Origin of the sequence: Bradyrhizobium sp. cir1, assembly GCF_014198245.1 — a bacterium.
GTDB lineage: Bacteria > Pseudomonadota > Alphaproteobacteria > Rhizobiales > Xanthobacteraceae > Bradyrhizobium.
On the sequence record NZ_JACIHE010000012.1, the window covers coordinates 182235 to 205370 of the forward strand.

20 protein-coding genes are annotated in these 23136 nt (G+C 65.0%); 13 read left to right on the forward strand and 7 right to left on the reverse strand.

What is annotated here, in order from left to right; genetic code table 11:
• Nucleotides 1–61: 61 nt before the first annotated feature.
• Entirely contained in the window at nt 62–1498 is a 1437-nt protein-coding gene (locus GGD63_RS23995; RefSeq protein WP_183245619.1) for a fibronectin type III domain-containing protein, read from the forward strand.
• 56 nt (nt 1499–1554) lie between these two features.
• Here the strand turns inward: GGD63_RS23995 and GGD63_RS24000 are convergent, their stop codons facing one another.
• Together GGD63_RS24000 and GGD63_RS24005 are read right to left on the reverse strand one after the other, a co-directional pair.
• On the reverse strand, nt 1555–2973 hold the full coding sequence (locus GGD63_RS24000) for an amidase (RefSeq protein WP_183245620.1): 1419 nt from the start codon (nt 2971–2973) through the stop codon (nt 1555–1557).
• A 118-nt stretch (nt 2974–3091) separates the two neighbouring features.
• Nucleotides 3092–3868 carry an SDR family oxidoreductase gene (locus GGD63_RS24005; RefSeq protein WP_183245621.1) on the reverse strand — a complete coding sequence of 259 codons (777 nt, stop codon included), beginning with the start codon at nt 3866–3868 and terminating at the stop codon, nt 3092–3094.
• 158 nt (nt 3869–4026) lie between these two features.
• On the opposite strand from GGD63_RS24005, the gene GGD63_RS24010 reads away from it, so the two are divergent.
• Nucleotides 4027–5100 carry a tartrate dehydrogenase gene (locus tag GGD63_RS24010; protein WP_183245622.1) on the forward strand — a complete coding sequence of 358 codons (1074 nt, stop codon included), beginning with the start codon at nt 4027–4029 and terminating at the stop codon, nt 5098–5100.
• Nucleotides 5101–5305: 205 nt separating this feature from the next.
• On the opposite strand, the gene GGD63_RS24015 is transcribed toward GGD63_RS24010, so the two are convergent.
• From GGD63_RS24015 to GGD63_RS24030, 4 genes are all read right to left on the reverse strand, one after another.
• A complete protein-coding gene (locus tag GGD63_RS24015; RefSeq protein ID WP_183245623.1) occupies nt 5306–6379 on the reverse strand; it encodes a malate/lactate/ureidoglycolate dehydrogenase in 1074 nt (357 codons plus the stop codon).
• A gap of 11 nt (nt 6380–6390) precedes the next feature.
• Complete coding sequence (locus GGD63_RS24020) at nt 6391–7302, reverse strand: NAD(P)-dependent oxidoreductase (protein WP_183245624.1); 912 nt, start codon at nt 7300–7302, stop codon at nt 6391–6393.
• Between the two features lie 12 nt (nt 7303–7314).
• Nucleotides 7315–8565 carry a Zn-dependent hydrolase gene (locus GGD63_RS24025; RefSeq protein ID WP_183245625.1) on the reverse strand — a complete coding sequence of 417 codons (1251 nt, stop codon included), beginning with the start codon at nt 8563–8565 and terminating at the stop codon, nt 7315–7317.
• A gap of 123 nt (nt 8566–8688) precedes the next feature.
• A complete protein-coding gene (locus GGD63_RS24030) occupies nt 8689–9606 on the reverse strand; it encodes a LysR family transcriptional regulator (protein ID WP_183245626.1) in 918 nt (305 codons plus the stop codon).
• A 119-nt stretch (nt 9607–9725) separates the two neighbouring features.
• On the opposite strand from GGD63_RS24030, the gene GGD63_RS24035 reads away from it, so the two are divergent.
• The 6 genes from GGD63_RS24035 (at nt 9726) to GGD63_RS24060 (ending at nt 15305) form a co-directional block, all read left to right on the forward strand.
• Nucleotides 9726–10541, forward strand: coding sequence for a putative hydro-lyase (locus GGD63_RS24035; protein WP_183245627.1), 816 nt, complete (start codon nt 9726–9728; stop codon nt 10539–10541).
• A gap of 93 nt (nt 10542–10634) precedes the next feature.
• Nucleotides 10635–11879, forward strand: coding sequence for an ABC transporter substrate-binding protein (locus tag GGD63_RS24040; RefSeq protein WP_183245628.1), 1245 nt, complete (start codon nt 10635–10637; stop codon nt 11877–11879).
• A 148-nt stretch (nt 11880–12027) separates the two neighbouring features.
• Nucleotides 12028–12906 carry a branched-chain amino acid ABC transporter permease gene (locus GGD63_RS24045; protein WP_183245663.1) on the forward strand — a complete coding sequence of 293 codons (879 nt, stop codon included), beginning with the start codon at nt 12028–12030 and terminating at the stop codon, nt 12904–12906.
• Nucleotides 12906–13889, forward strand: a complete 984-nt coding sequence (locus GGD63_RS24050) for a branched-chain amino acid ABC transporter permease (protein WP_183245629.1) — start codon at nt 12906–12908, stop codon at nt 13887–13889. The genes GGD63_RS24045 and GGD63_RS24050 overlap by 1 nt, the downstream gene beginning before the upstream one ends.
• Nucleotides 13886–14617 (forward strand): ABC transporter ATP-binding protein, encoded by a 732-nt coding sequence (locus tag GGD63_RS24055; RefSeq protein WP_183245630.1) that lies wholly within the window; start codon nt 13886–13888, stop codon nt 14615–14617. Before GGD63_RS24050 ends, GGD63_RS24055 begins: the two co-directional genes overlap by 4 nt.
• Entirely contained in the window at nt 14601–15305 is a 705-nt protein-coding gene (locus tag GGD63_RS24060) for an ABC transporter ATP-binding protein (RefSeq protein ID WP_183245631.1), read from the forward strand. Before GGD63_RS24055 ends, GGD63_RS24060 begins: the two co-directional genes overlap by 17 nt.
• A 151-nt stretch (nt 15306–15456) precedes the next feature.
• On the opposite strand, the gene GGD63_RS24065 is transcribed toward GGD63_RS24060, so the two are convergent.
• Nucleotides 15457–16143, reverse strand: coding sequence for an aldolase (locus GGD63_RS24065; protein ID WP_183245632.1), 687 nt, complete (start codon nt 16141–16143; stop codon nt 15457–15459).
• 100 nt (nt 16144–16243) lie between these two features.
• Between GGD63_RS24065 and ltnD the strand changes: the two genes are divergently transcribed.
• The 5 genes from ltnD to GGD63_RS24090 all read left to right on the forward strand — a co-directional run bounded on the left by ltnD (nt 16244) and on the right by GGD63_RS24090 (nt 23027).
• Nucleotides 16244–17167 carry an L-threonate dehydrogenase gene (gene ltnD / locus GGD63_RS24070; RefSeq protein WP_409334090.1) on the forward strand — a complete coding sequence of 308 codons (924 nt, stop codon included), beginning with the start codon at nt 16244–16246 and terminating at the stop codon, nt 17165–17167.
• 15 nt (nt 17168–17182) lie between these two features.
• Complete coding sequence (gene otnI / locus GGD63_RS24075; RefSeq protein ID WP_183245634.1) at nt 17183–17965, forward strand: 2-oxo-tetronate isomerase; 783 nt, start codon at nt 17183–17185, stop codon at nt 17963–17965.
• A complete protein-coding gene (gene otnK, locus GGD63_RS24080; protein ID WP_183245635.1) occupies nt 17962–19236 on the forward strand; it encodes a 3-oxo-tetronate kinase in 1275 nt (424 codons plus the stop codon). The genes otnI and otnK overlap by 4 nt, the downstream gene beginning before the upstream one ends.
• 166 nt (nt 19237–19402) lie before the next feature.
• Complete coding sequence (locus GGD63_RS24085; protein ID WP_183245636.1) at nt 19403–21094, forward strand: methyl-accepting chemotaxis protein; 1692 nt, start codon at nt 19403–19405, stop codon at nt 21092–21094.
• Between the two features lie 238 nt (nt 21095–21332).
• Nucleotides 21333–23027 carry a methyl-accepting chemotaxis protein gene (locus GGD63_RS24090; RefSeq protein ID WP_183245637.1) on the forward strand — a complete coding sequence of 565 codons (1695 nt, stop codon included), beginning with the start codon at nt 21333–21335 and terminating at the stop codon, nt 23025–23027.
• Nucleotides 23028–23136: the final 109 nt, after the last annotated feature.

Below are 23136 nucleotides of genomic sequence, written 5' to 3' on the forward strand. Positions count from 1 at the left end.
ATTGCCGATCTGGAGCTGTAATACCAGAGGTTGCCCCTGCGGTCGATTTGGCGAGGCTGTCATGCGCGTGGCCGTTTTGCGGCAATTCACCGCCGCCCTGATCTGCGTCCTGATCTTCACAACCACTCTCGGCGTGTCGTCGCGTGCCGCCGAGGGGTTACGGGGCTATCGCGCGCCGATCGGTGAGAGTTCGATTTCGGGAATTTCCTCGGGCGCGTTCATGGCCGTTCAGTTCGGCACGGCGTGGTCGTCGGTGATCAAGGGCGTTGGCGTGGTCGCAGGCGGCCCCTACTGGTGCGCGAAGGCGGACGCGCTCGACGCCGCCATCTGGTACTGGGGGCCGATCTGGCGGGCCACGGGTGCATGCATGAAAGGGCCGGCGTCGGGTCTGGATCCGAAGGATTTTACGGCAAAGGCCGACGCGAAGGCCGCAGCGGGCGAGATCGACCCTCTCAGCAATGTCGGCAGGCAGAAGATCTATCTCTTTCACGGCTACAATGACGCGGTCGTCGACAAGGCCGCGACCGATGCGGCCGCCGATTTCTATCGCCATTATCTGGGGGATGCCAATCGCGGCAACTTGTTCTATCAGGCCACGCTCGGCGCGGGCCACTCGTTCGTCGTGACGAAACAGGGCGCACCCGGGCTCAACGAATGCAAGGCCAACGCGGAGCCCTATATCGACCAATGCGGCTATGACCAGGCCGGCGTCATCCTGCAGCATATTTACGGCCGCCTGAATCCGCCCGGTCCCGCGCAGCTTGCAGGCTCGGTGAAGAGCTTTGATCAATCGATCTATACCACGCCGCATCTGCCCGACGCGCTGAGCATGGGTGATACCGGCTATGTGTTCGTACCTCAGGATTGCGAGCAGGGCAGTCCGTGTCGTGTCCACGTCGCGCTCCACGGATGCAAGCAGGACGTCGCCGATATCGGACGCAAATTCGTGGATGAGGCCGGCTATAATGCGTGGGCGGACACGAACCACCTGATCATTCTCTATCCGCAGACCAAGACCAGCTCATACTGGCCGAGCAATCCGCAGGCCTGTTGGGATTGGTGGAGCTACGTCGACCATCAGGATAGCTACGTGACGAAGTCCGGATCGCAAATCAAGGCGATCAAGGCCATGCTGGATGCGCTCACGGCCGGGGCCGCGGCGCCCGCCGGCGCGACCGCGCCATCGCTATCGGCACCGCAGTCGCTCACGGTGATCGATACGTCGGACAGCAGCGCTGGCCTGGCCTGGTCTTCAGTGGGCGACGTAACAACCTATCGGGTTTGGCGTGCGGGGCCAGATGGCGCGTTCCAGGCGATTGGCGACGTGACAGGAGCGAGCTTTGGGGATTCCGGCCTGGCGCCGCAAACAACATATCGCTGGCGTGTCTCGGTCATTCTGAACGGAGCGGCGGGCCCCAGCTCCGACGATGCGACCGGCACCACGCGATCGACGCCTCCGCGCTGCGATGATCCGGGCTCCTGCCCGATCGCCAAATAGCGAACCGAGCAACCGTCGGGGTTACCTGAGGCGCGGAGCTTGCCGCGCCGCTCGCCTCACTTCTTCACCTTCGGGTCAACAGGCGTCGTCCCGCGCAGGCCGAGAATGTCTTCCAGCACCTTCGCTCCGGCAATCACCTGCGCATCGGCGCGCGGGGCGCCGACGACCTGCACGCCGACCGGCAGGCCGGAGGCCGTGAAGCCGCAGGGCAGCGACAGCGACGGGCAGCAGGCGAGCGTGATGGCGTACACGATGCCGAGCCATTCGATGTAGTTCTCGAACCTCTTGCCGTCGCATTCGGCGACGTAGCGGTTCTCGATCGGGAAGGGCGGCACGATCGTCGTCGGCACCAGAAGCAGGTCGTAGCTCTTGAAGAACTCGACCGCGCGGGCGGTCATGCCGACGCGCTGCGCCTCGGCGCGCGCGAGCTGCTCGACCGTCAGCTTGAGGCCTTCCTCGATGTTCCAGATCACCTCGGGCTTGAGCAGGTCGCGCTTGGTGCGCAGCAGATTGGCCTTGGTGATCGCGAAATCGAAGGCGCGCAGCACGTGGAAGCATTCATGCGCCTCGCGCCAGTCCGGATGCGCCTCCTCGACGATGGCGCCGGCTTCCGCGAAACGTTCGGCGGCCTTGCGCGTGATCGCCTTCACCTCCGGATCGACCGGGGTGATGCCGAGATCGGGCGAGTAGGCGATGCGCTTCGGTCTCTTGCCCGCCTGGGCCGCCGACAGGAACGAGGTTGCGGGGGCCGGCAGCGATAGCGGATCGTCCGCATAGTCGCCGCTCATGGCATCCAGCAGCAGCGCGAGATCCTCGACGTTGCGCGCCATCGGGCCCACCACGCCGAGATTGCGATCGATGCCCGATTTGGGGGTATGCGCGACGCGCCCGATGCTCGGCCGCATGCCGACGACGCCGCAGAATGCCGCCGGGCTGCGCAAAGATCCGCCCATGTCGGAGCCCTGCGCGAGCCAGGCCATGCCGGTCGCAAGCGCCACCGCCGCGCCGCCGGACGAGCCTGCAGCCGATTTCGTCGTATCCCACGGATTGAGCGTCGCGCCGAACACCTCGTTGAAGGTGTTGGCGCCGGCGCCGAACTCCGGCGTGTTGGATTTGGCGTAGACCACCGCGCCGTTGGCTTCGAGGTTCTCGACCATGAGATCGGACTTCGCGGGAATGCTGTCCTTGAAGATCGGCGAGCCCTGCGTGTTCAGCACGCCCGCGACATCGGTCAGGTCCTTGATCGGCACCGGCAGGCCCGCGAGCAGTCCGCGCGCACCGGCCGGCTTCTGCATCATTGCTTTCGCATTGGTCCGCGCGCGATCGAAGCATAGTATCGGCAACGCGTTCACCCTGCCGTCGACCTCACCGATGCGCTTCTCGAGCACATCCAGCAGCTCGAGCGGCGATACGTCGCCGGAGCGCAGCTTGTCGACGACGTTGCAGGCGGTTTCGCGGATCAGGTCTTGAGACAACTATTTTACTCCTGTGCGTATTCTAGTTCGTCATTGCGAGCGTAGCGAAGCAATCCAGAAATGCATCTGCGGAGACAGTCTGGATTGCTTCGCTGCGCTCGCAACGACGAGGATAGGGTTAACCCCAGCCCGCGCTGATGCCGCCGTCGACCGTGTAGATCACGCCCGAGGTATAGCCGGCGCGGTCCGACGCCAGGAACGCCATGAGATCGCCGATCTCCCGCGCATGCGCGGGGCGGCCGAGCGGCAGGCTCTTCTGGAATTCCTTGTAGCGGCTCTCGTCGCCGAACTGGTGCTTTGCGCGCGTCTTGAGCAGGGTGACGTGGCGGTCGGTGCCGACGGGGCCGGGATTGATGCCGACCACGCGGATGTTGTCGGCCAGACTTTTTCCCCCGAGCGCGCGGGTGAAAGCCATCAGCGCGGCATTGCCGGCGCTGCCGCAGATGTAGTTGGCGTCGAATTTCTCGCCGGCTGCGCCGATGTCGTTGACGATGACGCCGCCGCCCCTGGCCTTCATCTGGGCGTAGATATGCCGCGTGAGGTTGATATAGCCGAACACCTTCAATTCCCAGGCGTGCCGCCAGGCCGCCTCGTCGATCTTGTCGATCGAGCCGCCGGGGATATCGCCGGCGTTGTTGACGAGGACGTCGATGTCGGCGGCTTCCTTCGCCAGCCTTGCGACATCCTCTTCCTTGCGCAGGTCGACAACGCTCGTCGTGGCGTCGATCTGGTGCGCGGCGCGCAAGCGGTCGGCCAGCGCCTTCAGCGCCTCGCCGCTGCGGGCGGCCAGCAGGAGATGCGCGCCTTCCTCGGCAAACGCCTCGGCAGCGGCTGCCCCGATGCCCTTGGACGCGCCGGTGATCAGGACGCGCTTGCCACGCAGATGCAGATCCATGGGAAGTAACTCGCAGGATGGGAACTGGATGAAATCAGTAGGCGCCCGGCTGCGCCATGGTCAACATTGCAGTGCAGCGTTGCACTGCCGCCGACTTTGGTCCATTGCAGTGCGGTCAAAAAAGACGGCGGCTGCCGGACCAACCAAGGACGTTCTCGATGAGCAAGAAACAATACCGGATCGCGGTCATTCCCGGCGACGGCATCGGCAAGGAAGTGATGCCGGAAGGCCTGCGCGTCCTGGAAGCGGCCGCGAAGAAGCATGGCGTCTCCGTGCATTTCGACCATTTCGACTTCTCGTCCTACGACTATTACGAGAAGCACGGCCAGATGATGCCCGATGACTGGAAGGAGAAGATCGGCAAGCACGACGCGATCTATTTCGGCGCGGTCGGCTGGCCGGCGAAGATTCCGGATCACGTTTCGCTGTGGGGCTCGCTGATCAAGTTCCGCCGCGAGTTCGATCAGTACGTGAATTTGCGCCCGGTGCGGCTGATGCCCGGAGTGCCGTCGCCGCTGGCGGGCCGCAAGCCCGGCGACATCGATTTCTGGGTGGTGCGCGAGAACACCGAAGGCGAGTATTCCTCGGTCGGCGGCCGCATGTTCCCGGATACCGACCGCGAGTTCGTCACCCAGCAGACGGTGATGACCCGCACCGGCGTCGATCGCATCCTCAAGTTCGCCTTCGAACTCGCCCAGTCGCGGCCGAAGAAGCATTTGACCTCGGCGACGAAATCGAACGGCATCTCCATCACCATGCCCTATTGGGACGAGCGCGTGGAGGCGATGGCCAAGAAGTTCCCGGGCGTGAAGTGGGACAAGTATCACATCGACATTTTGACGGCGAACTTCGTGCTGCATCCGGACTGGTTCGACGTCGTGGTCGGCTCGAACCTGTTCGGTGACATCCTGTCCGATCTCGGCCCCGCCTGCACCGGCACGATCGGCATCGCCCCGTCAGGCAACATCAATCCGGAGGGCGATTTCCCCTCGGTGTTCGAGCCGGTGCACGGCTCAGCGCCTGACATCGCAGGTCAGGGAATTGCGAACCCGATCGGCGCGATCTGGTCCGGCGCGATGATGTTCGAGCATCTCGGCGAGAAGGAAGCCGGCAAGTCGATCGTCGATGCGATCGAGCGCACGCTGGCCGAACGCACGCTTCGCACCAAGGACCTCGGCGGCAACGCGGATACGGCCGCTTGCGGCAAGGCGGTTGCGGATATGGTGGATTGAGGCAGGGGCACTGCGTAGGGTGGGTTAGCCCTGCGGCCGCGCGAAGCGTGGTCCGCTGGGCGTAACCCACCTCTTCTGTTTCCGCGGATACGAACAGTGGTGGGTTACGCCGCGCAGATGCGCTTCGCGCATCCGCACGACTAACCCACCCTACGATTAAACTGCGCTTGTCCGGGACGACGCCGATAGGATGCTTCGGTTCTATTTACCCCACGATCTTCTCGATCGCGGCCTGATCCAGCCCGAACTTCTTCCCGGCCTCCAGAATCTCCTGCCAGGTGGTCGGATCGACCGGAATGCCTTCGGCGAGGCGCGTCTTCTTGGTTTCGCGCTCGGGGTCGCCGGCGATCTTGACCTTGTCGACGCCGGGGCTGGGAGGCGAGCCGGTGTGCCAGGCCACAAAACTCTCGACCTCGCGCGCGAGGTTTTCGCCGGTGCCGAGCTTGCCCGGGTCGATGACGATCGAGAGCATGCCGTTGATGACGTTGTACTTGCCGTCGGACGGACCCTTGACCACCTGCCCGCCGGAGAGCGCGCCGCCGAGAATTTCGCACACCAGCGCGAGCCCCGAACCCTTGTGCTCGCCGAACGGCAGGATAGCGCCGTACGGCGGGATCACGGTGTAGCGCGGGTTGACCGTGGGCTTACCTTCATTGTCGATGATGGTGCCGGGCTCGAGTTCGACTCCCTTGTTGTGGGCGACGCGGGTTTTTCCCTGCGCGATCCTGCTGGTGGCGAAGTCGAGCACGATCGGGTCCTTGCCCCTGCGCGGAATGCCGACGCAGAACGGGTTGGTGCCGTGGCGCGCATCGCTGCCGCCCCAGGGTGCCACGATCGGGCGCGAGATCACATTGACGAAGTGGATCGAGACCAGCCCGTGGTCGATGCACTGCTCGGCCCAGTGGCCGATGCGGCCGATGTGGTGCGAGTTGGAGAGGCCGACGAGGCACACGCCGTTGCGCTTGGCTCGCTCGGCCGCCAGCTCCATCGCTTCATGGCCGATCACCTGGCCGTAGCCGGTGAGGCCGTCGAGAGTGAGAAGCGGTCCAGTGTCGAGCACGATCTTGACGTGCTGGTTCACGGCAAGGCCGCCATTGGTGACGCTCTGGACATAGCGCGGGATCATGCCGACGCCGTGCGAGTCGTGTCCTTTGAGGTTGGCCTCGACGAGATTGGTGGACACGAGTTCGGCTTCGCGGTCGGTGGAGCCGCCGGCCTTGACGATGGCGCGGACGACATTGGTGAGCGCTTCGGCCTTGATGGTGCGATAGTCAGCCATTGTTGCTCTTCTTATCCCTTCACGATCCGGCGGCAGTGGATCCACGCCGCTTCAATCAGGTTCTCGCTGGCCTCCGGTGTGCGAAACGCCGAATGCGCCGACAGCGTCACGTTCGGCAGTTTCGTCAGCGGATGATCGCCGGGCAGCGGCTCGATGTTGAAGACGTCGAGGCCGGCATGGCGGATATGGCCGGACTTCAGCGCATCGATCATGGCGGCTTCATCGACGATCGCAGCACGGGCGGTGTTGACGAGGATGACGCCACGCTTCATCGCAAAAATCTTCTCGCGGGTGATCATGCCGCGCGTTTCGTCGTTGAGCAGCAGGTGCAGCGAGACGACGTCGCTTTTCGCCAGAACCGTGTCGAGATCGGTAAACTCCACGCCCGGATGGCTCTTCGGCGAGCGGTTCCAGGCGATCACCTTCATGCCGCTGCCCGTGGCGATGCGCGCGACTTCCGCGGCGATGCCGCCGAAGCCGATCAGGCCGAGCGTCTTGCCGGTGAGCTGCATGCCGTCCTCGCGCAGCCAGTTGCCGGCGCGCATCTCGCGGTCCATCATTGCGATGACGCGCGCCGAGGCCCACATCAGCGCGATCGCGGATTCCGCCACGGCGGTGTCGCCATAGCCCTTGATGAGGTGCACGGAGATGCCGAGCTCGGCGAGCTCCTCCGGGTTCATGTAGCTCCGTGCGCCGGTGCCGAGGAACACGACGTGCTTCAGGCCGGTGCATTTCTTCGCGACCTCGGTCGGCAGCGCGGTGTGGTCGACGATCGCGATCTCGGCGCCGTCAAGGATCTCAGGATATTGCTCGGGCTTGATGTCGGGATCCCGGTGGATCCGCACCTTGGGGTCGCCGGGCCTCGTTAGCCGCTCCATGATCACGGCGAGGGCTTCGTTGGCGTCGACGAAAACTCCGCGCATGGCTCTCTCCGGTCAGGACGCGACGCCGGCGATCGCCAGCACGGTGTGCATGAGGACGTTGGTGCCAGCAGTGCAGTCGGGCTGCGTGGCATCCTCCAGCTCGTTGTGGCTGATGCCGTCCTTGCAGGGCACGAACACCATCGCCGCCGGCATGACGGTGTTGAGGTTGCAGGCATCGTGGCCGGCGCCCGAGGTGATGCGGCGGGAGGAATAGCCGAGCGTCTTCGCCGCGTTCTCGACCGCCGCGATCAGCTTCGGATCGAAATGCGTCGGCGGCTTGCGCCAGACCAGGTCGATCTTGACCTCGACCTTGCGTCGCGCGGCGATCTCGGCGATGGCGGCGCGCAGGTCGCGATCGAGCGCATCCATGATGGCGCCATCCGCGCTGCGGCAGTCCATGGTGAAGGCGATTTCGCCGGGAATGACGTTGCGCGAGGGGTTTGCGATCACGGCCTCGCCGATGGTGCCGACCGCCTTCGGCCCGTGCTTCTTGGCGATCGCCTCCATCGCCAGCACGATCTCCGACAGTGTCGCCAGCGCATCGCGCCGCAGCGGCATCGGGGTCGAGCCCGCATGGCTCTCGAAGCCGGAAATCTTGCCGTCGTACCAGAGCACGCCCTGGCCGGAATCGACCACGCCGATGGTCTTGCCTTCTGCTTCCAGGATCGGGCCCTGCTCGATGTGCAATTCGACGAAGCAGCCGAGCTTCTGGAAGCCGACCGGCTTGTCGCCGCGATAGCCGATGCTGTCGAGCGCCTGGCCGACGGTCGTGCCCTCGATATCCTTGCGCGACAGGATGTCGTCGGTGGTGAAATCGCCGACATAAGCGGCGGAGGCCATCATCGCCGGCGCGAAGCGCGAGCCTTCCTCGTTGGTCCAGTTGACGACGCAGATCGGCGCCTCGGTCTCGATACCGGCATCGTTCAGCGTGCGGATCACTTCCAGCGCGCCGAGCGTTCCCAAAATGCCGTCGTACTTGCCGCCGGTCGGCTGGGTGTCGAGGTGCGAGCCGATGCCGACGGGCAGCTTCGACATGTCGCGGCCCTTGCGCAGGCCGAACATCGATCCCAGCGCGTCGACGTGAACCTCGAGGCCGGCGTCCTCGCAGGCCTTGCGGAACCAGTCGCGCACCTGCTTGTCTTCGCTGCTCAGCGTCAGTCGCCGCACGCCGCCCTTGGCCGTCCCGCCGAACTGCGCGGTCTCGTGGATGGAGCCCCAGAGGCGGGCGGAATCGATTTGCAGGTTGGTGGCGGCTCGGCTCATGCGGTCAGTCTCTCAGTTGTCATTCCGGGGCGGCTCGAAGAGCCGAACCCGGAATCTCGAGATTCCGGGTCTGGTGCTTACGCACCATCCCGGAATGACGGTGAAGGTTGTCCGGCGCCTGTTTCAATGACGCGCCAGCGCGGGCGCGTCAACCGCGAGGCTGCTCTGCGCAATCTGCCGTGCAAGCTCGGCGACGCGCTCCACGGCGACGACATCGGGTGAGGCGAGCCAGCTTGCGGTGAAGGTGAGTGGCGCGATGGCGAGGTCGGTATCGAGCAGTTGCAGACGCCCGTCGGCAAGCTCGTTCTCGACGATGGCGTCGGGGATCACGGCGATGCCGAGCCCCTCGACCGCCATGTGGATCACGGTCGCCAGCGAAGCGGACGCATGCAGCCGGATCGGTGGCAACTCCGGCCGGTCGAACACCTCGCGCACGACCTCGTAAGGCTTTGTCTTGCGCGGGAAGGTGATGATCGGAAACCGCGCGAGCTCCGCCGGCGTGACCGGGCCCTTGCCGAGCCCGAGCGAGGGGCTCGCGAGGAATCCGATCGGGTAGTCGGCGAGCACGCGGTTGTGCACGCCGGAGGCCGACAGCGGCCCCACCACGAAGGCGAGCTCGATCTCCTGCGCGAGCAGGCGCGCGGTGAGGTTCGGCGTGATGTCGACCTCGATCTCCAGCGACAGGTTCGGATAGGCCTCGTTCACGCTCTTCACGAGCCGCGGCAGCCAAGTGTGCACGATGGTCTCGGCGACGCCGAGCCGCATCACGCCGCGCATCGCCGAGCGGTCTCCGATCTCCGCCAACATCTGCGCGCGCAGGCCGATCAGCTTCTCCGCATAGACCATCATCTGCCGGCCACTCGGCGTCGGCGAAGCGACGCGATGGTCGCGGTTCAGGAGCTTCACGCCCATCTCGCGCTCGAGCTGGGCGATGCGCTGCGAGATCGCCGGCTGGGTGGTATTGAGCCGTTGTGCAGCGCCGCGAAAGCTGCCGAGCTTCACAACCCAGAGGAACGTCTCGATCGACCTGAAGTCCAGCATTGGAAGGATTTTCCCAGTCGATAAATTGGATTTATCGAGATTGATTAGAAACGAAGATTAGACTTTATAGCACGCTTGGTGTTGGCTGTCTTTGTCGAGTTTATAGGCAGGTCAATCCCATGACTGTTTTGGTGGCAGCGCAGCAAACTGAAACACCCGACGCCCTCCCGAGCCGCCAGGCGCGGCTCGCCTATCGCGCCGGCGAAGTGGGGTCGACCGCTGGGGTCGCTCCCGGCTTCGTTCAGGGTAATCTCGCGATCCTGCCCGCCGAATACGCCAGCGCCTTTCACCGCTTCTGCCAACTCAATCCGAAACCGTGCCCGATCATCGGCATGTCCGACGTCGGCAGCCCGCACATCCCCGCTTTGGGCGCCGATCTCGACATCCGCACCGATGTTCCGCGCTACCGCGTCTGGCGTGACGGCGAAGTCGTCGACGAGCCGACCGACGTGAAGAGCTACTGGCGCGACGATCTCGTGACCTTCGTGCTCGGCTGCTCGTTCTCGTTCGAAGAGGCGCTGCTCGACGAGGGCATGCCGATCCGCCACATCGAGCAGAACGTGCGCGTGCCGATGTACCGCACCAACATCGCCTGCGGCGAGGCCGGTCCGTTCGCTGGCCCCATGGTGGTGTCGATGCGCCCGTTCAAGCCGGCAGATGCGATCCGCGCGGTGCAGATCACCTCGCGCTATCCCGCCGTGCACGGCGCGCCCGTTCATCTCGGCCATCCGCACCTGATCGGCATCAAGGATATTGCCAAGCCCGACTACGGCGATCCGGTGCCCGTCGCGGACGACGAGATTCCGGTATTCTGGGCCTGCGGCGTGACGCCGCAATCGGTGATCAACGCCGCGAAGGTGCCGTTCGCAATCACGCATTCGCCCGGCCTGATGCTGGTGACGGATCTGAAGAACCGGACCATGGCCGTGATTTAATGGGCAGCGTTTGCTGCTTCTTCGGGCTTTACGCTATCTTCCAATCGCTTCATTCGATACGCGCAAAATACGAATAACAGGGGACTTGAACCAATGACGATCACTCGCCGCGACGTTTTGCTCGGAGCTGCCGCCACCGCCGCGTTGATGCCGCTAGCCGCGCGGGCGCAGACGTCCGAAGTTGTGATCGGCCTGACCTATCCGATGTCCGGCGCCAATGCCCAGATCGGCGTCGATGCGCAGCGCGCCTACGAGACGGCGGCCGAGATCATCAACAAGGACTTCGATTTCGACCTGCCGCTGGCAAAGGGTGAAGGCCTGCCGGGCCTCGGCGGCGCCAAGATCCGCCTCGTCTATGCCGACCATCAGGGCGATCCGCAGAAGGGCCGCGCCGAAGCCGAGCGCCTGATCACGCAGGAGAAGGTTTGTGCCATCCTCGGCACCTATCAGAGCGCGGTCGCGGTCACGGTCAGCCAGACCTGCGAGCGCTATCAGATTCCGTTCATCTCGGCGGACAATTCCTCGCCGAGCCTGCATCGCCGCGGCCTCAAGTACTATTTCCGGCCGTCGCCGCACGACGAGATGTTCTCGGCCGCGATGTTCGATTTCTTCGATGCGCTGAAAAAGAAAGGCACCAAGGTCGAGACGCTGGCGCTGTTCCACGAGGACACGATCTTCGGCACCGACTCCGCCAATGCCCAGCTGAAGCTGGCCGCTGATCGCGGCTACAAGGTCGTCGCCGACATCAAGTACCGCGCCAACTCGCCCTCGTTGTCGGCGGAAGTGCAGCAGCTCAAGGCGGCGAACGCCGACGTGCTGATGCCCTCGAGCTACACCACCGACGGCATCCTGCTGGTCAAGACCATGGCCGAGCTCGGCTACAAGCCGAAGGCGATCGTGGCGCAGGCTGCCGGCTTCTCCGAGAAGGCGCTCTACGATGCCGTCGGAGACAAGCTCGAGGGCGTGATCACGCGCGGCAGCTTCTCGCTCGATCTCGCCGCCAAGCGGCCGATGGTCGGCAAGATCAACGCGATGTTCAAGGAGAAGTCCGGCAAGGACCTCAACGACAACACTTCGCGCGAATTCATGGCCTTGATCATCATGGCGGACGCCATCAACCGCGCCAAGTCGACCGACGGCGAGAAGATCCGCGATGCGCTCGCGGCAACCGCGATGCCGGCCGGGCAGACCATCATGCCCTGGAAGAGCGTCAAGTTCGACGAGATGGGCCAGAACAACGACGCCGATCCGGTGCTGCTGCAATATATCGGCGGCAAGTTCGTCACCGTTTCGCCGGAGCAGGCCGCGGTGGCCGAACCGGTCTGGCCGATGAAGTGAGGACGGGCGCGGGGGCCCGGTAGCCCCCGACCTCGATTCTGAGAAACGGACGAAGCCCGCGTCGCAAACGACGGAGGCGGGCTTCTGCCTTGCGACGTGCGTTCGATCACGCCCCTCGGGGCGAGGGCTTTTTCTGGGGGACAAGTTGCTGACAGTCGAAACCGTTGTCCAAAGTCTCGCGAGCGGCCTGTTGATGGGGCTGCTCTATGGACTGATCGCCGTCGGCCTCGCGCTGATCTTCGGCCTGATGGACGTCACGAACTTCGCTCATGGCGAGTTCCTGATGATCGCAATGTACCTGTCCTTCTTCCTGTTCGCGTTCTTCGCCATCGACCCCTTGCTGTCGGCGCCATTGGTCGCCGCCGCACTCTTCGTGTTCGGCGCGGTGATCTATCTGCTCCTGGTACGCTTCGCCATGCGGGCCAAGGCCAATGCCGGCATGGTGCAGATCTTCACCACCTTCGGTCTCGCCATCGTCATGCGCGGCCTCGCGCAGTATTTCTTCACGCCGGACTATCGCAGCATTCCCCAGTCCTGGCTCGGCGGTAAAACCATCTCGATTGCCGGCATCTTCCTGCCGGAGCCGCAACTGGTCGGTGCGCTGGTCTCGATCGTGGCCTTCGCCGGTCTCTACCTCTTCATCCACCGCACCGACTTCGGGCGCGCGCTGGAAGCCACCCGCGAGGATCCCGGCGCGGTCGCGCTCGTCGGCATCGACAAGAATCGCGTGTTCGCGTTCGGCTGGGGCCTCGGCGCGGCGCTGGTCGGTCTCGCCGGTGCGATCATGGCGGTGTTCTTCTACATCTATCCCGACGTCGGCGCGTCGTTTGCCCTGATCGCCTATGTCACGGTGGCGCTCGGCGGCTTCGGCAGCGTGTTCGGCGCCTTCGCCGGTGGCATCATCGTCGGTCTCGTCGAAGCGGTCACCGCACTGGTGCTGCCGCCGTCGCTGAAATCGGTCGGCATCTACGCCGTGTACCTGCTCGTCGTCTTCATCCGGCCGCGTGGCCTGTTCGGGTCGATGTGATGGACAAGAATTTTGCCGCGCGGCGCCGCCGCGACCTCATCATCGCCGCAGCTCTGGCCGTGATTGCGGCGCTAACGCCATTGTTCGTGAAGGACGTCGTCGTCCAGAACATCCTGATCCTGACGCTGATGTATGCGGGACTGTCACAGAGCTGGAACATCCTGTCCGGCTATTGCGGGCAGATCTCGCTCGGGCACGCGCTCTATTTTGGTCTCGGGGCCTACACCACCGAGCTGCTCTTCACCAAGTTCGGCGTGCTGCCCTGGTTCGGCATGCTGGCGGGCGGCGTGGTGTCGGCGCTGATCGCAATGGGGCTCGGTTATCCCTTCTTCCGCCTGCGCGGCCATTACTTCGTCATCGCGACCATCGTCATCGCCGAGATCGGGTTGCTTCTGTTCCATAATTGGGAATGGGCCGGCGCCGCGATGGGCATCACCATTCCAATCCGCGGCGACAGCTGGCTGAAATTCCAGTTCGCCCGCAGCAAGCTGCCGTACTTCTATTTCGCCCTGTTGCTGGCCTGCGTCGCCTGGTTCGTCACCTGGTGGCTGGAAGATTCCAAATGGGGATTCTGGTGGCGTGCGGTGAAGGACAATCCGGACGCGGCCGAAAGCCTCGGCGTCGACGTGTTCAATTCCAAGATGGGCGCGGCCGCGGTCTCCGCCTTCCTGGTTGCCGTCGGCGGCAGCTTCTACGCCCAGTTCGTCTCCTACATCGATCCCGAAAGCGTCATGGGCTTCCAGTTTTCGCTGCTGATGGCGTTGCCCGCCGTGCTCGGCGGCATCGGCACCCTGTGGGGGCCGGTGCTCGGTGCTGCCATTCTGATCCCGCTGACGGAGATCACGCGCTTCAAGTTCGGCGGCTCGGGGAGCGGTGTCGACCTCATAATCTACGGCACGCTGATCGTCCTGATCTCGCTGGCCTTGCCGCGAGGGCTGATGAGCCTGTTTTCACGCCCGAAGAAGACGGGAGCCACGCGATGACCGCACTCCTGGAAACACGCGGCGTCTGGCAGCGTTTTGGCGGCCTCGTCGCCAACAGCGACGTCTCGATCTCGGTCGGCCGCGGCGAGATCGTCGGCCTGATCGGCCCGAACGGCGCCGGCAAGTCGACGCTGTTCAACCTGATCGCCGGCGTGTTGCCGCCCACCCAGGGCTCGATCATCTTCGACGGCGAGGACGTCACCAGGCTGCCGGCGGCGGCGCGCTGCCAGCGCGGGGTGGGGCGCACCTTCCAGGTGGTGAAGAGCTTCGAGACCATGACTGTCGTTGACAACGTCATCGTCGGCGCTCTGGTGCGCAACACCGTGATGCGCGAGGCGCGCCGCAAGGCGCATGAGGTGCTCGAGTTCACCGGCCTTGCCGCGCGCGCCGACGTGCTCGCAAGCGACCTCGTGCCGGCCGAGAAGCGCCGCCTCGAAGTTGCGCGGGCGCTTGCGACCGAACCGAAACTGTTGCTGCTCGACGAGGTCCTCACCGGCCTCACGCCGACCGAGGCGCAGACCGGCGTCGCGCTGGTGCGTAAGGTGCGCGATGCCGGCATCACCGTGCTGATGGTCGAGCACGTCATGGAGATCGTGATGCCGCTGGTCGACCGCGCCATCGTGCTCGACCTCGGCAAGGTGCTGGTCGAGGGCAAGCCTGCGGACGTCGTCCGCGACCCGAAGGTGATCAGCGCGTATCTGGGAGATCGTCATGCTGTCGGTGCATGAAGTCACGACCGCCTATCAGGGCCTGGTTGCGATCTCCGCGGTCTCGATCAAGGTCGAGAAGGGCGAGATCGTCTGCGTCGCCGGCGCCAACGGCGCGGGCAAGTCGACGCTGCTGAAATCCATCGCCGGCGCCGAACGTCCGCGCTCGGGCACGGTGACCTTCGACGGCAAGCGCCTCGACGGCATGGCGCAGCACCACATCACCGCCACCGGTATCGCCTATGTGCCGGAGAACCGCCGCCTGTTCCCCCGCCTGTCGGTGCGCGACAATCTGCGTCTCGGCAGCTATCTCTACCGCGGCGATGCGAATCGCGAAGGTCCGCTCGATCTCGTCTTCACGCTGTTCCCGCGTCTCCAGGAACGTTTGGAGCAGCGCGCCGAGACGCTCTCCGGCGGCGAGCAGCAGATGCTCGCGATCGGCCGCGCGCTGATGACGCGCCCGCGGCTGTTGATGCTGGACGAGCCCTCGCAAGGAATCATGCCGAAGCTGGTGGACGAAATCTTCCAGGCGGTGAAGCGCATCCGCGACGCCGGCATGACCGTTCTGATCGTCGAGCAGCGCATGGCCGAGTGCCTCGAGATCGCCGACCGCGCCTACATCCTGCAGACCGGCCGCGTGCTGATGCAGGGCCCGTCGGCGGAGATCAAGGGCAATCCCGACGTTCGGAAGGCGTATCTGGGGCTGTAGCGGGGAAGTGTTGGGCGCACTCGCGTAACACACTCGGTGTCATCGCCCGCGAAGGCGGGCGATCCAGTATTCCAGCGACGTCGGAAAGATACGGAGAAACTGCGGCGTACTGGATTCCCAGCTTTCGCGGGGAATGACAGCGGTGGGGGTGCTAATGCTCGTGCCTATGCTCCGGCAGCGTCACCCCGAACACCTTCACCAGATCCTTCACCTGCTCCGATGACAGATATCGCGGGTTCATCCCGCGCAGCAGCAGGTACAGCTTCGCCGTCTCTTCCAGTTCCTCCGTCGCGAACACCGCCGCCTCCAGCGTGTCGCCGGCGACGACTGGGCCGTGATTGGCGAGCAGCACGGATGAATACTTTCCCGCCAGTCCCTTGATCGCATCCGCCACCGCCGGGTCGCCGGGGCGGTAATAGGGCACGAGTGCAGTGGCGCCGCACTTCATCAAATAATAGGCCGTCATCGGTGGCAGCGCGGCGCGGGGGTCGATCTCGGGTAGCATCGAGAGGGCCACCGAATGAGTGGAGTGCAGATGCACGATCGCGCGTGCGCTGCCGCGCGTGTCGTAGAGCGCGGTGTGCAGCGGAACTTCCTTGGTGGGGGCATCGCCCGAGATCAGCCGGCCGGTTTCGTCCAGCCGCGACAGCTTTGCGGGATCGAGGAATCCGAGCGAGGCGTTGGTCGGCGTCACCAGCCAGCCGCCGCCGTCCAGCCTGACGCTGATATTGCCGGAGGAGCCCGGCGTCAGCCCGCGCTCGAACAGGGATCGTCCGAAGCGGCAGATATCCTCACGCAGCCTTGTCTCGTTGCTCGTTTCAGGTCTCATGGCCGTCATGCCCGCTTGTCTCACGCTTTGGCAGCGCGGCCAAGCCGTGTTATTCGGTTGCCAAGCTGCCGCAAAGGGCGGCTATTCGGGAAACGTTCGCAAGGATCAGTTGCATATGTCCGCCTCCACCTCACAAAGTCAGCGTATCGCCGTCGTCGGGCTTGGCTCGATGGGATTTGGCATGGCGACCTCGCTGCAGCGCGCCGGCCATGCCGTCACCGGCTGTGACGTTTCGGCTGACGCGGTGGCGCGCTTCGTGAAGGACGGCGGCGCCGGCGCCAGGACGCCGGCGGAGGCGGCCAAGAGCGCCGACATCGTCGTCAGCGTCGTCGTCAATGCCGCCCAGACCGAGGCGATCCTGTTCGGCAAGGATGGCGCCGCCGAGACCATGCCGAAGGATAGCGTGTTCGTCTCCTCCGCCACCATGGATCCCGAGGTGGCGCGGCGCCTCGCAAAACAGCTGGAGGCGACCGGCCGGCATTATCTCGATGCGCCGATCTCCGGCGGGGCGCAGCGCGCCGCGCAGGGCGAGCTGACGATTCTTGCCTCCGGCAGCCCGGCCGCCTTTGCAAAGGCGCGGCCGGCGCTCGATGCCATGGCCGCAAAGCTCTACGAGCTTGGCGATGCCGCTGGCCAAGGCGCCGCCTTCAAGATGATCAACCAATTGCTGGCAGGCGTGCACATCGCCGCTGCCAGCGAAGCGATGGCGTTCGCGGCCAAGCAGGGGCTCGACATCCGCAAGGTCTATGAGGTGATCACCGCCTCCGCCGGCAATTCCTGGATGTTCGAGAACCGCATGCCGCACGTGCTCGACGGCGACTATACGCCGCGCAGCGCGGTCGAGATCTTCGTCAAGGACCTCGGCATCATCCAGGACATGGCGCGCAGCGCCCGATTCCCGGTGCCGGTCTCGGCCGCTGCCCTCCAGATGTTCCTGATGACGGCCGCCGCGGGCATGGGCCGCGATGACGATGCGTCGGTCGCGCGCATGTATGCGCAGGTTACCGGCGTGAAGCTGCCGGGCGACAAGTAAGCAAGAGGATCTGCAATGCCCCGTTTCGCCGCCAACCTCTCGATGATGTTCACCGAGGTGCCGTTCCTCGACCGCTTCGATGCCGCCGCGCAAGCGGGCTTCACCGCCGTCGAGTTCCTCTTTCCCTACGAGCATCCGGCCGAGGAGGTCGGCGAGCGACTCAAGCGCAACGGCCTCACCCAGGCGTTGTTCAACCTGCCGCCGGGTGACTGGAATGCGGGCGAGAAGGGTTTTGCGGCGTTGCCGGCGCGCTTCAATGATCTCAAGGCGAGCCTGGAGACCGCGCTGCCCTACGCCAAGGCGACCGGCGTCAAGCGCCTGCACCTGATGGCCGGCATTGCCAATCGCGGCGAGCGCGTCGCGATCGAGGCCTTTTACAAGTCGGTGGCGTGGGCCGCCGAGTTCTTCGCACCGCATGGCATCGACATCGTGATCGAGCCGATCAATGCCCGCAACGTGCCAGGTTACTTCCTCAACGATTTCGGCTTTGCGCGCGACCTGATCCAGGAGCTGCGGCTGCCGAACCTGAGGCTCCAGTTCGACATCTATCACTGCCAGATCATCCACGGCGACGTCACCATGCGGCTGCGCGAGATGATGCCGATCATCGGCCACGTCCAGATCGCCAGCATTCCCTCGCGCAACGAGCCGGACGGCGAGGAGCTGAACTATCCATTCCTGTTCGATGAGCTCGACCGGCTCGGCTATGCCGGCTTCGTCGGCTGCGAATACAATCCGCGCGGCAAGACCACCGACGGCCTTGCCTGGTTCAAGCCCTATGCGGGAGTGAAGCCGTGACCCTTGCCTTGGGCTGCATCGCCGACGACTACACCGGCGCCTCCGATCTCGCCAACACGCTGACGCGCGCGGGCCTGCGCACCGTGCAGACCATCGGCGTGCCCTCCGACGATCTGGCGCTGCCCGAGGTCGACGCCGTCGTGGTGTCCTTGAAGAGCCGATCGATCGAGGCCGGCCTTGCCGTATCGCGCTCGCGCGCGGCGGACAAATGGCTGCGCGGCCGCGGCGCAAGCCACGTGCTGTTCAAGATCTGCTCGACCTTCGATTCCACCGATGCCGGCAATATCGGCCCTGTCATGGATGCGCTGCGCGCCGACTGCGGCGAGGGCGCCGTGCTGGTGACGCCGGCCTTTCCGGAGACCGGCCGCACCGTCTACCAGGGCAACCTCTTCGTCGGCGCGGTGCCGCTGAACGAGAGCCCGCTGAAGGACCATCCGCTCAACCCGATGCACGATTCCAATCTGGTGCGGGTGCTGGCGCGCCAGAGCAAGACGCAAATCGGCCTCGTCGATCTCGCCACCGTCACGCGCGGCGCGGACGCCGTGCGGGCGCGATTGGCCGAGCTTGCGGGCAAGGGCATCGGCGCTGCGATCATCGACGCTGTCTTCGACCGCGACCTCGAGACCATCGGTCTCGTCGCCGCCGAGCACCGGCTGTCGGTCGGCGCTTCCGGCATCGGCCTCGGGCTGGCGCGGGCGCTGGTCGCGACCGGCAAGGTCAAGTCGGCTGCGGCGAGCAACGAAGCCGGCGCTGCGGTCGGCGGACCAGCGGCGTGTCTTGCCGGAAGCTGCTCGCAGGCGACGCTTCAGCAGATCGCGAATGCCGAGCGTGTCATGCCGGTGTTACATCTCGACCCGGACCGTATTCTTACGGGAGCGGGCGAAGCGCAGCGTGCGCTGGACTGGGCAAGGCCGCGACTGCCCGAAGGTCCGGTGCTGATCGCATCGAGCTCGACACCCGATCAGGTCGCCGCGCTTCAGGCGCGTCACGGTCGTGATGCGGCCGGGCATGCCATCGAGCAGACGATGGCCGACATTGCCGAAAGCCTTGTAAAATCAGGTGTCCGGCGTTTGGTCGTTGCCGGTGGCGAGACATCCGGCGCCGTGGTCGATCGGTTGAGGATTCCCGGCTTTCTCGTAGGAGTAGAAATTGCCGCGGGCGTTCCGGTGCTGCGTGCGGTCGGTGCTGGCGACGAGATGCTGCTCGCGCTGAAGTCCGGAAATTTCGGCGGCGCGGAGTTTTTCTCGGACGCGCTTAGGCTCATGCGCTGAGCGCAGAGCATTCTTAGGCGCTCGTTCATTTCTTTCGGCTTCCGTCCTTGGGCGGAGTCGGAGTTCACAACTGCTCGGTCGCTTTGTTGTTGGATATCGGCGTCGCAACTTTTGGTTGATTCACCATTTCGGCACGCGACGCCGCGCCAACGCAAAGAGAGCAGTTATGTTCGCCACCATTTCCATCCGCGCCAAGATCATCAGTGTCGTGGCGTTCCTGCTGGTCGCGATGGCCGGCATGGGCCTGCTCGCCGTCATGAAGATGCGGTCGATGAATGCCAACACGGTCGACATCACCACGAGCTGGATGCCGAGCGTGCGGGTGCTGGGCGAGCTCCGGGCCTCCGTCATCACCTACCGCAACGTGGTCCGCCAGCACATGCTGTCCGAGACCCTAGAAGACAAGCTGGCCAACGAAAAGACGGCGGCGACCGTCATCGAAGCTCTCGCGAAAGCGCGCAGGGCCTACGAGCCGATGATCACCTCTCCTGAGGAGCGGAGGCTCTACAACGAATGGGCCAAGCTCTGGGACGACTACAAGAAGGGCACCGAAGAGGTCATGGCGCTGTCGCGCAAGGAGGCCGGCAAGGTCCCGCACGACGCGCGGGAGCTGAACACCAAGACGGTCAACAAGATCGGCCTCGCGTCGGACGAAGTCCTGACCAAGGACATCGAGCTCAACACCAAGGGCGGTGATCAGGCCGCGCAGGATGCGGCGGACAGCTATTCCTTCGCCTTCATGCTGGTCTCGATCATCCTCGGAGCCGCTATCATCGCCGGCATCGGTATCAGCTTCTATCTCGTCCAGGACGTGTCGAAGGGTATCAACTCGATCATCCTGCCGATGCAAGCGCTGGGCAGGGGCGACCTCTCTGCCGAGGTCCCGCACCGCGGCGAGAAGACGGAGATCGGCGCCATGGCCGACGTGCTCCAGATCTTCAAGGAGGCGCTGATCGCCAAGAAGGCCGCCGACGAAGCTGCCGCGGCCGACGCGGAGGCCAAGATCGAGCGCGGTCGCCGCGTCGACAACATCACCCGCGAATTCGAAACGATGATCGGCGAGATCGTCCAGACCGTCTCATCGGCCTCGTCCCAGTTAGAGGCCTCCGCCTCGACGCTGACCTCGACCGCCGACCGCTCGCAGCGGCTGGCCACCACGGTTGCCGGTGCGTCGGAGGAAGCCTCGACCAACGTGCAGTCGGTAGCCTCGGCCACCGAGGAGATGGCCTCGTCCGTTGGCGAGATCAGCCGCCAGGTGCAGGAATCGGCGCGGATGGCGGGCGACGCCGTCGGTCAGGCGCGCGCCACGACCGAGCGCGTCAGCGAGCTCTCCAAGGCGGCGTCCCGCATCGGCGATGTCGTCGAGCTGATCAACACCATCGCCGGCCAGACCAACCTGCTGGCGCTGAACGCGACCATCGAGGCGGCGCGCGCAGGCGAAGCCGGCCGCGGCTTCGCCGTGGTCGCCTCCGAGGTGAAGGCGCTCGCCGAGCAGACTGCGAAGGCGACCGGCGAGATCGGCCAGCAGATCTCCGGCATCCAGGCGGCAACCAACGATTCGGTCGGCGCGATCAAGGAGATCTCCTCGACCATCGAGCGCCTGTCGGAAATCTCCTCGGCGATCGCGGCGGCCGTGGAAGAGCAGGGCGCAGCGACGCAGGAGATCGCCCGCAACGTCCAGCAGGCGGCGCAGGGCACCCAGCAGGTCTCCTCGAACATCACCGACGTGCAGCGCGGTGCGACCGAAACCGGCACGGCCTCCTCGCAGGTGCTGTCGGCGGCGCAGATGCTGTCGAACGACTCGAACCGGCTCAGGACCGAGGTCAGCAAGTTCCTGACCAACGTCCGCGCTGCGTAAGCCGCGACGCCGGACCCCGCATCGACGAACGGGCGGCGCCGCAAGCGCCGCCCGTTTTTCTTTTTGCGGTAGCATGATGTCGTCTGCAGGTAGCATTGTGACGGTCAAGCGTAATTGTACGGGCCCGCCGTTTCATCGATGGTTAAATTCGATTTACAAGAATTGTGCGCGGGCTGTTTCGAACGGCGGCAGCCCCGGTTGGAATGAGTCCATACCGAATCTCGCCCTGGGGGCCCAGATGCGCAAGAATTTTCCCGTCACCGACGTTGAATATCCTGTTAGCGACGAGACGCTGATCGTCTCGCGCACCGACCTCAAGGGCAAGCTCACCTACTTCAACGAGGACTTCCTGGCCGCCGCCGGCTTCACGTCGGCAGAGCTGATGGGCCAGCCGCACAACATCGTCCGTCACCCCGACATGCCGCCGGAGGCGTTCGACAATCTCTGGGATACGCTGAAGGCGGGCAAGCCCTGGCTCGGCGCGGTGAAGAACCGGCGCAAGAACGGCGACTTCTACTGGGTGCTCGCAACGGCCTCGCCGATCCGCGAGAATGGCCAGCTCAGGGGCTACACCTCCATCCGCACCAGGCTGCCGGCCGACCAGCGCAAGCTCGCTGAAGAAGTCTACGCCGCGATTCGCGAGAAGAAGCCGTATGGCTATCGCATCGACGCCGGCATCATCCGTCGCCGCTCGCTGCTTGATCGCTTCTCGATCCTCACCAGCACCCTGAAGGCGCGCCTCGTCACGATGATGGCGCTGCAGGTGCTGTTCATGCTGGTGCTTGGCATCGGCGGTGCGCTCTCCACCGGCGGCTCGACCAGCCTGACCCTGGCTCTGCTGGCCTTGTCCGGCGCCGGCATCGTCGGCTTTGCCGGCCTTGCGACCATGCGCGCGATCCAGGGCCCGATGCAGCATCTCAACGACACCCTGGTCAACCTCGTGCAGGACAAGCTCGACAACCGCATCGTCATCGACCGCGATGACGAGATCGGCGAGGCGCTGCGCAACCTCCAGACCGTGCAGACCATCATCCGTTTCAGCCGCGACGAGGTGCAGGCGGTGCAGCGCCGTGCCGAGGCGCAGCGCAAGTCTGACATGACCAGGCTCGCCAACGGCTTCGAGGCCGCGATCGGCGAGATCGTCGAGACCGTGTCCTCGGCCGCGACAGAGCTCGAGGCTTCGGCCTCGACCCTGTCATCGACTGCGGGCCGGGCACAGGAATTGGCCACGGTGGTCGCATCCGGCTCGGAGGCCGCCTCCAGCAATGTCCATTCGGTGGCGTCGGCCGCCGAGGAGATGTCATCCTCCGTGCGCGAGATCGGCCGGCAGGTGCAGGATTCCACCCGGATCGCGAGCGAGGCCGTCAGCCAGGCGCAGGCCACCACCGAACGCGTCAGCGAGTTGTCGCGGGCCGCGGCACGGATCGGCGATGTCGTCGAGCTCATCAATGCCATCGCGGGCCAGACCAACCTGCTGGCACTCAACGCCACGATCGAGGCGGCGCGCGCGGGCGAGGCCGGCCGTGGCTTCGCGGTGGTCGCTTCCGAGGTCAAGGCACTGGCCGAGCAGACGGCCAAGGCGACCGGCGAGATCGGCCAGCAGGTCGGCGGCATTCAGGCCGCGACGCAGGATTCGGTCAGCGCCATCGGTGAGATCAGCGGCACCATCGCGCGTCTATCGGAAATCGCTTCGGCGATTGCTGCGGCCGTGGAGCAGCAGGGCGCGGCCACTCAGGAGATCGCCCGCAATGTGCAGCAGGCGGCCCAGGGCACCCAGCAGGTTTCGTCCAATGTCGGCGACGTACAGCGCGGTGCATCCGAAACCGGCTCGGCTTCCTCGCAGGTGCTGTCGGCGGCGCAGATGCTGTCCCGCGACTCCAACCGGCTCAAGCTCGAGGTCGGCAAGTTCCTCAACTCCGTCCGCGCGGCGTGAGATGTCTGGCCGCATAGCTGCGATGTCGATTTCGCAGTGCGGTAGCAGGGAAGTGAATGCAGGATAGTGCCTGGTTATTAGCGTTTCCGGCGGTGCTCGGGTAAAGGGG

Coding starts and splice junctions, on each gene's coding strand:
- GGD63_RS24015 (WP_183245623.1), bottom strand. CDS start 6,379: ATGGCTGACTATCGCACCATCAAGGCCGAAGCGCTCACCAATGTCGTC.
- GGD63_RS24090 (WP_183245637.1), top strand. CDS start 21,333: ATGCGCAAGAATTTTCCCGTCACCGACGTTGAATATCCTGTTAGCGAC.
- GGD63_RS24040 (WP_183245628.1), top strand. CDS start 10,635: ATGACGATCACTCGCCGCGACGTTTTGCTCGGAGCTGCCGCCACCGCC.
- GGD63_RS24050 (WP_183245629.1), top strand. CDS start 12,906: ATGGACAAGAATTTTGCCGCGCGGCGCCGCCGCGACCTCATCATCGCC.
- otnI (WP_183245634.1), top strand. CDS start 17,183: ATGCCCCGTTTCGCCGCCAACCTCTCGATGATGTTCACCGAGGTGCCG.
- GGD63_RS24055 (WP_183245630.1), top strand. CDS start 13,886: ATGACCGCACTCCTGGAAACACGCGGCGTCTGGCAGCGTTTTGGCGGC.
- GGD63_RS24010 (WP_183245622.1), top strand. CDS start 4,027: ATGAGCAAGAAACAATACCGGATCGCGGTCATTCCCGGCGACGGCATC.
- GGD63_RS24030 (WP_183245626.1), bottom strand. CDS start 9,606: ATGCTGGACTTCAGGTCGATCGAGACGTTCCTCTGGGTTGTGAAGCTC.
- GGD63_RS24025 (WP_183245625.1), bottom strand. CDS start 8,565: ATGAGCCGAGCCGCCACCAACCTGCAAATCGATTCCGCCCGCCTCTGG.
- GGD63_RS24060 (WP_183245631.1), top strand. CDS start 14,601: ATGCTGTCGGTGCATGAAGTCACGACCGCCTATCAGGGCCTGGTTGCG.
- GGD63_RS24005 (WP_183245621.1), bottom strand. CDS start 3,868: ATGGATCTGCATCTGCGTGGCAAGCGCGTCCTGATCACCGGCGCGTCC.
- GGD63_RS24035 (WP_183245627.1), top strand. CDS start 9,726: ATGACTGTTTTGGTGGCAGCGCAGCAAACTGAAACACCCGACGCCCTC.
- GGD63_RS24085 (WP_183245636.1), top strand. CDS start 19,403: ATGTTCGCCACCATTTCCATCCGCGCCAAGATCATCAGTGTCGTGGCG.
- GGD63_RS23995 (WP_183245619.1), top strand. CDS start 62: ATGCGCGTGGCCGTTTTGCGGCAATTCACCGCCGCCCTGATCTGCGTC.
- GGD63_RS24065 (WP_183245632.1), bottom strand. CDS start 16,143: ATGACGGCCATGAGACCTGAAACGAGCAACGAGACAAGGCTGCGTGAG.
- GGD63_RS24020 (WP_183245624.1), bottom strand. CDS start 7,302: ATGCGCGGAGTTTTCGTCGACGCCAACGAAGCCCTCGCCGTGATCATG.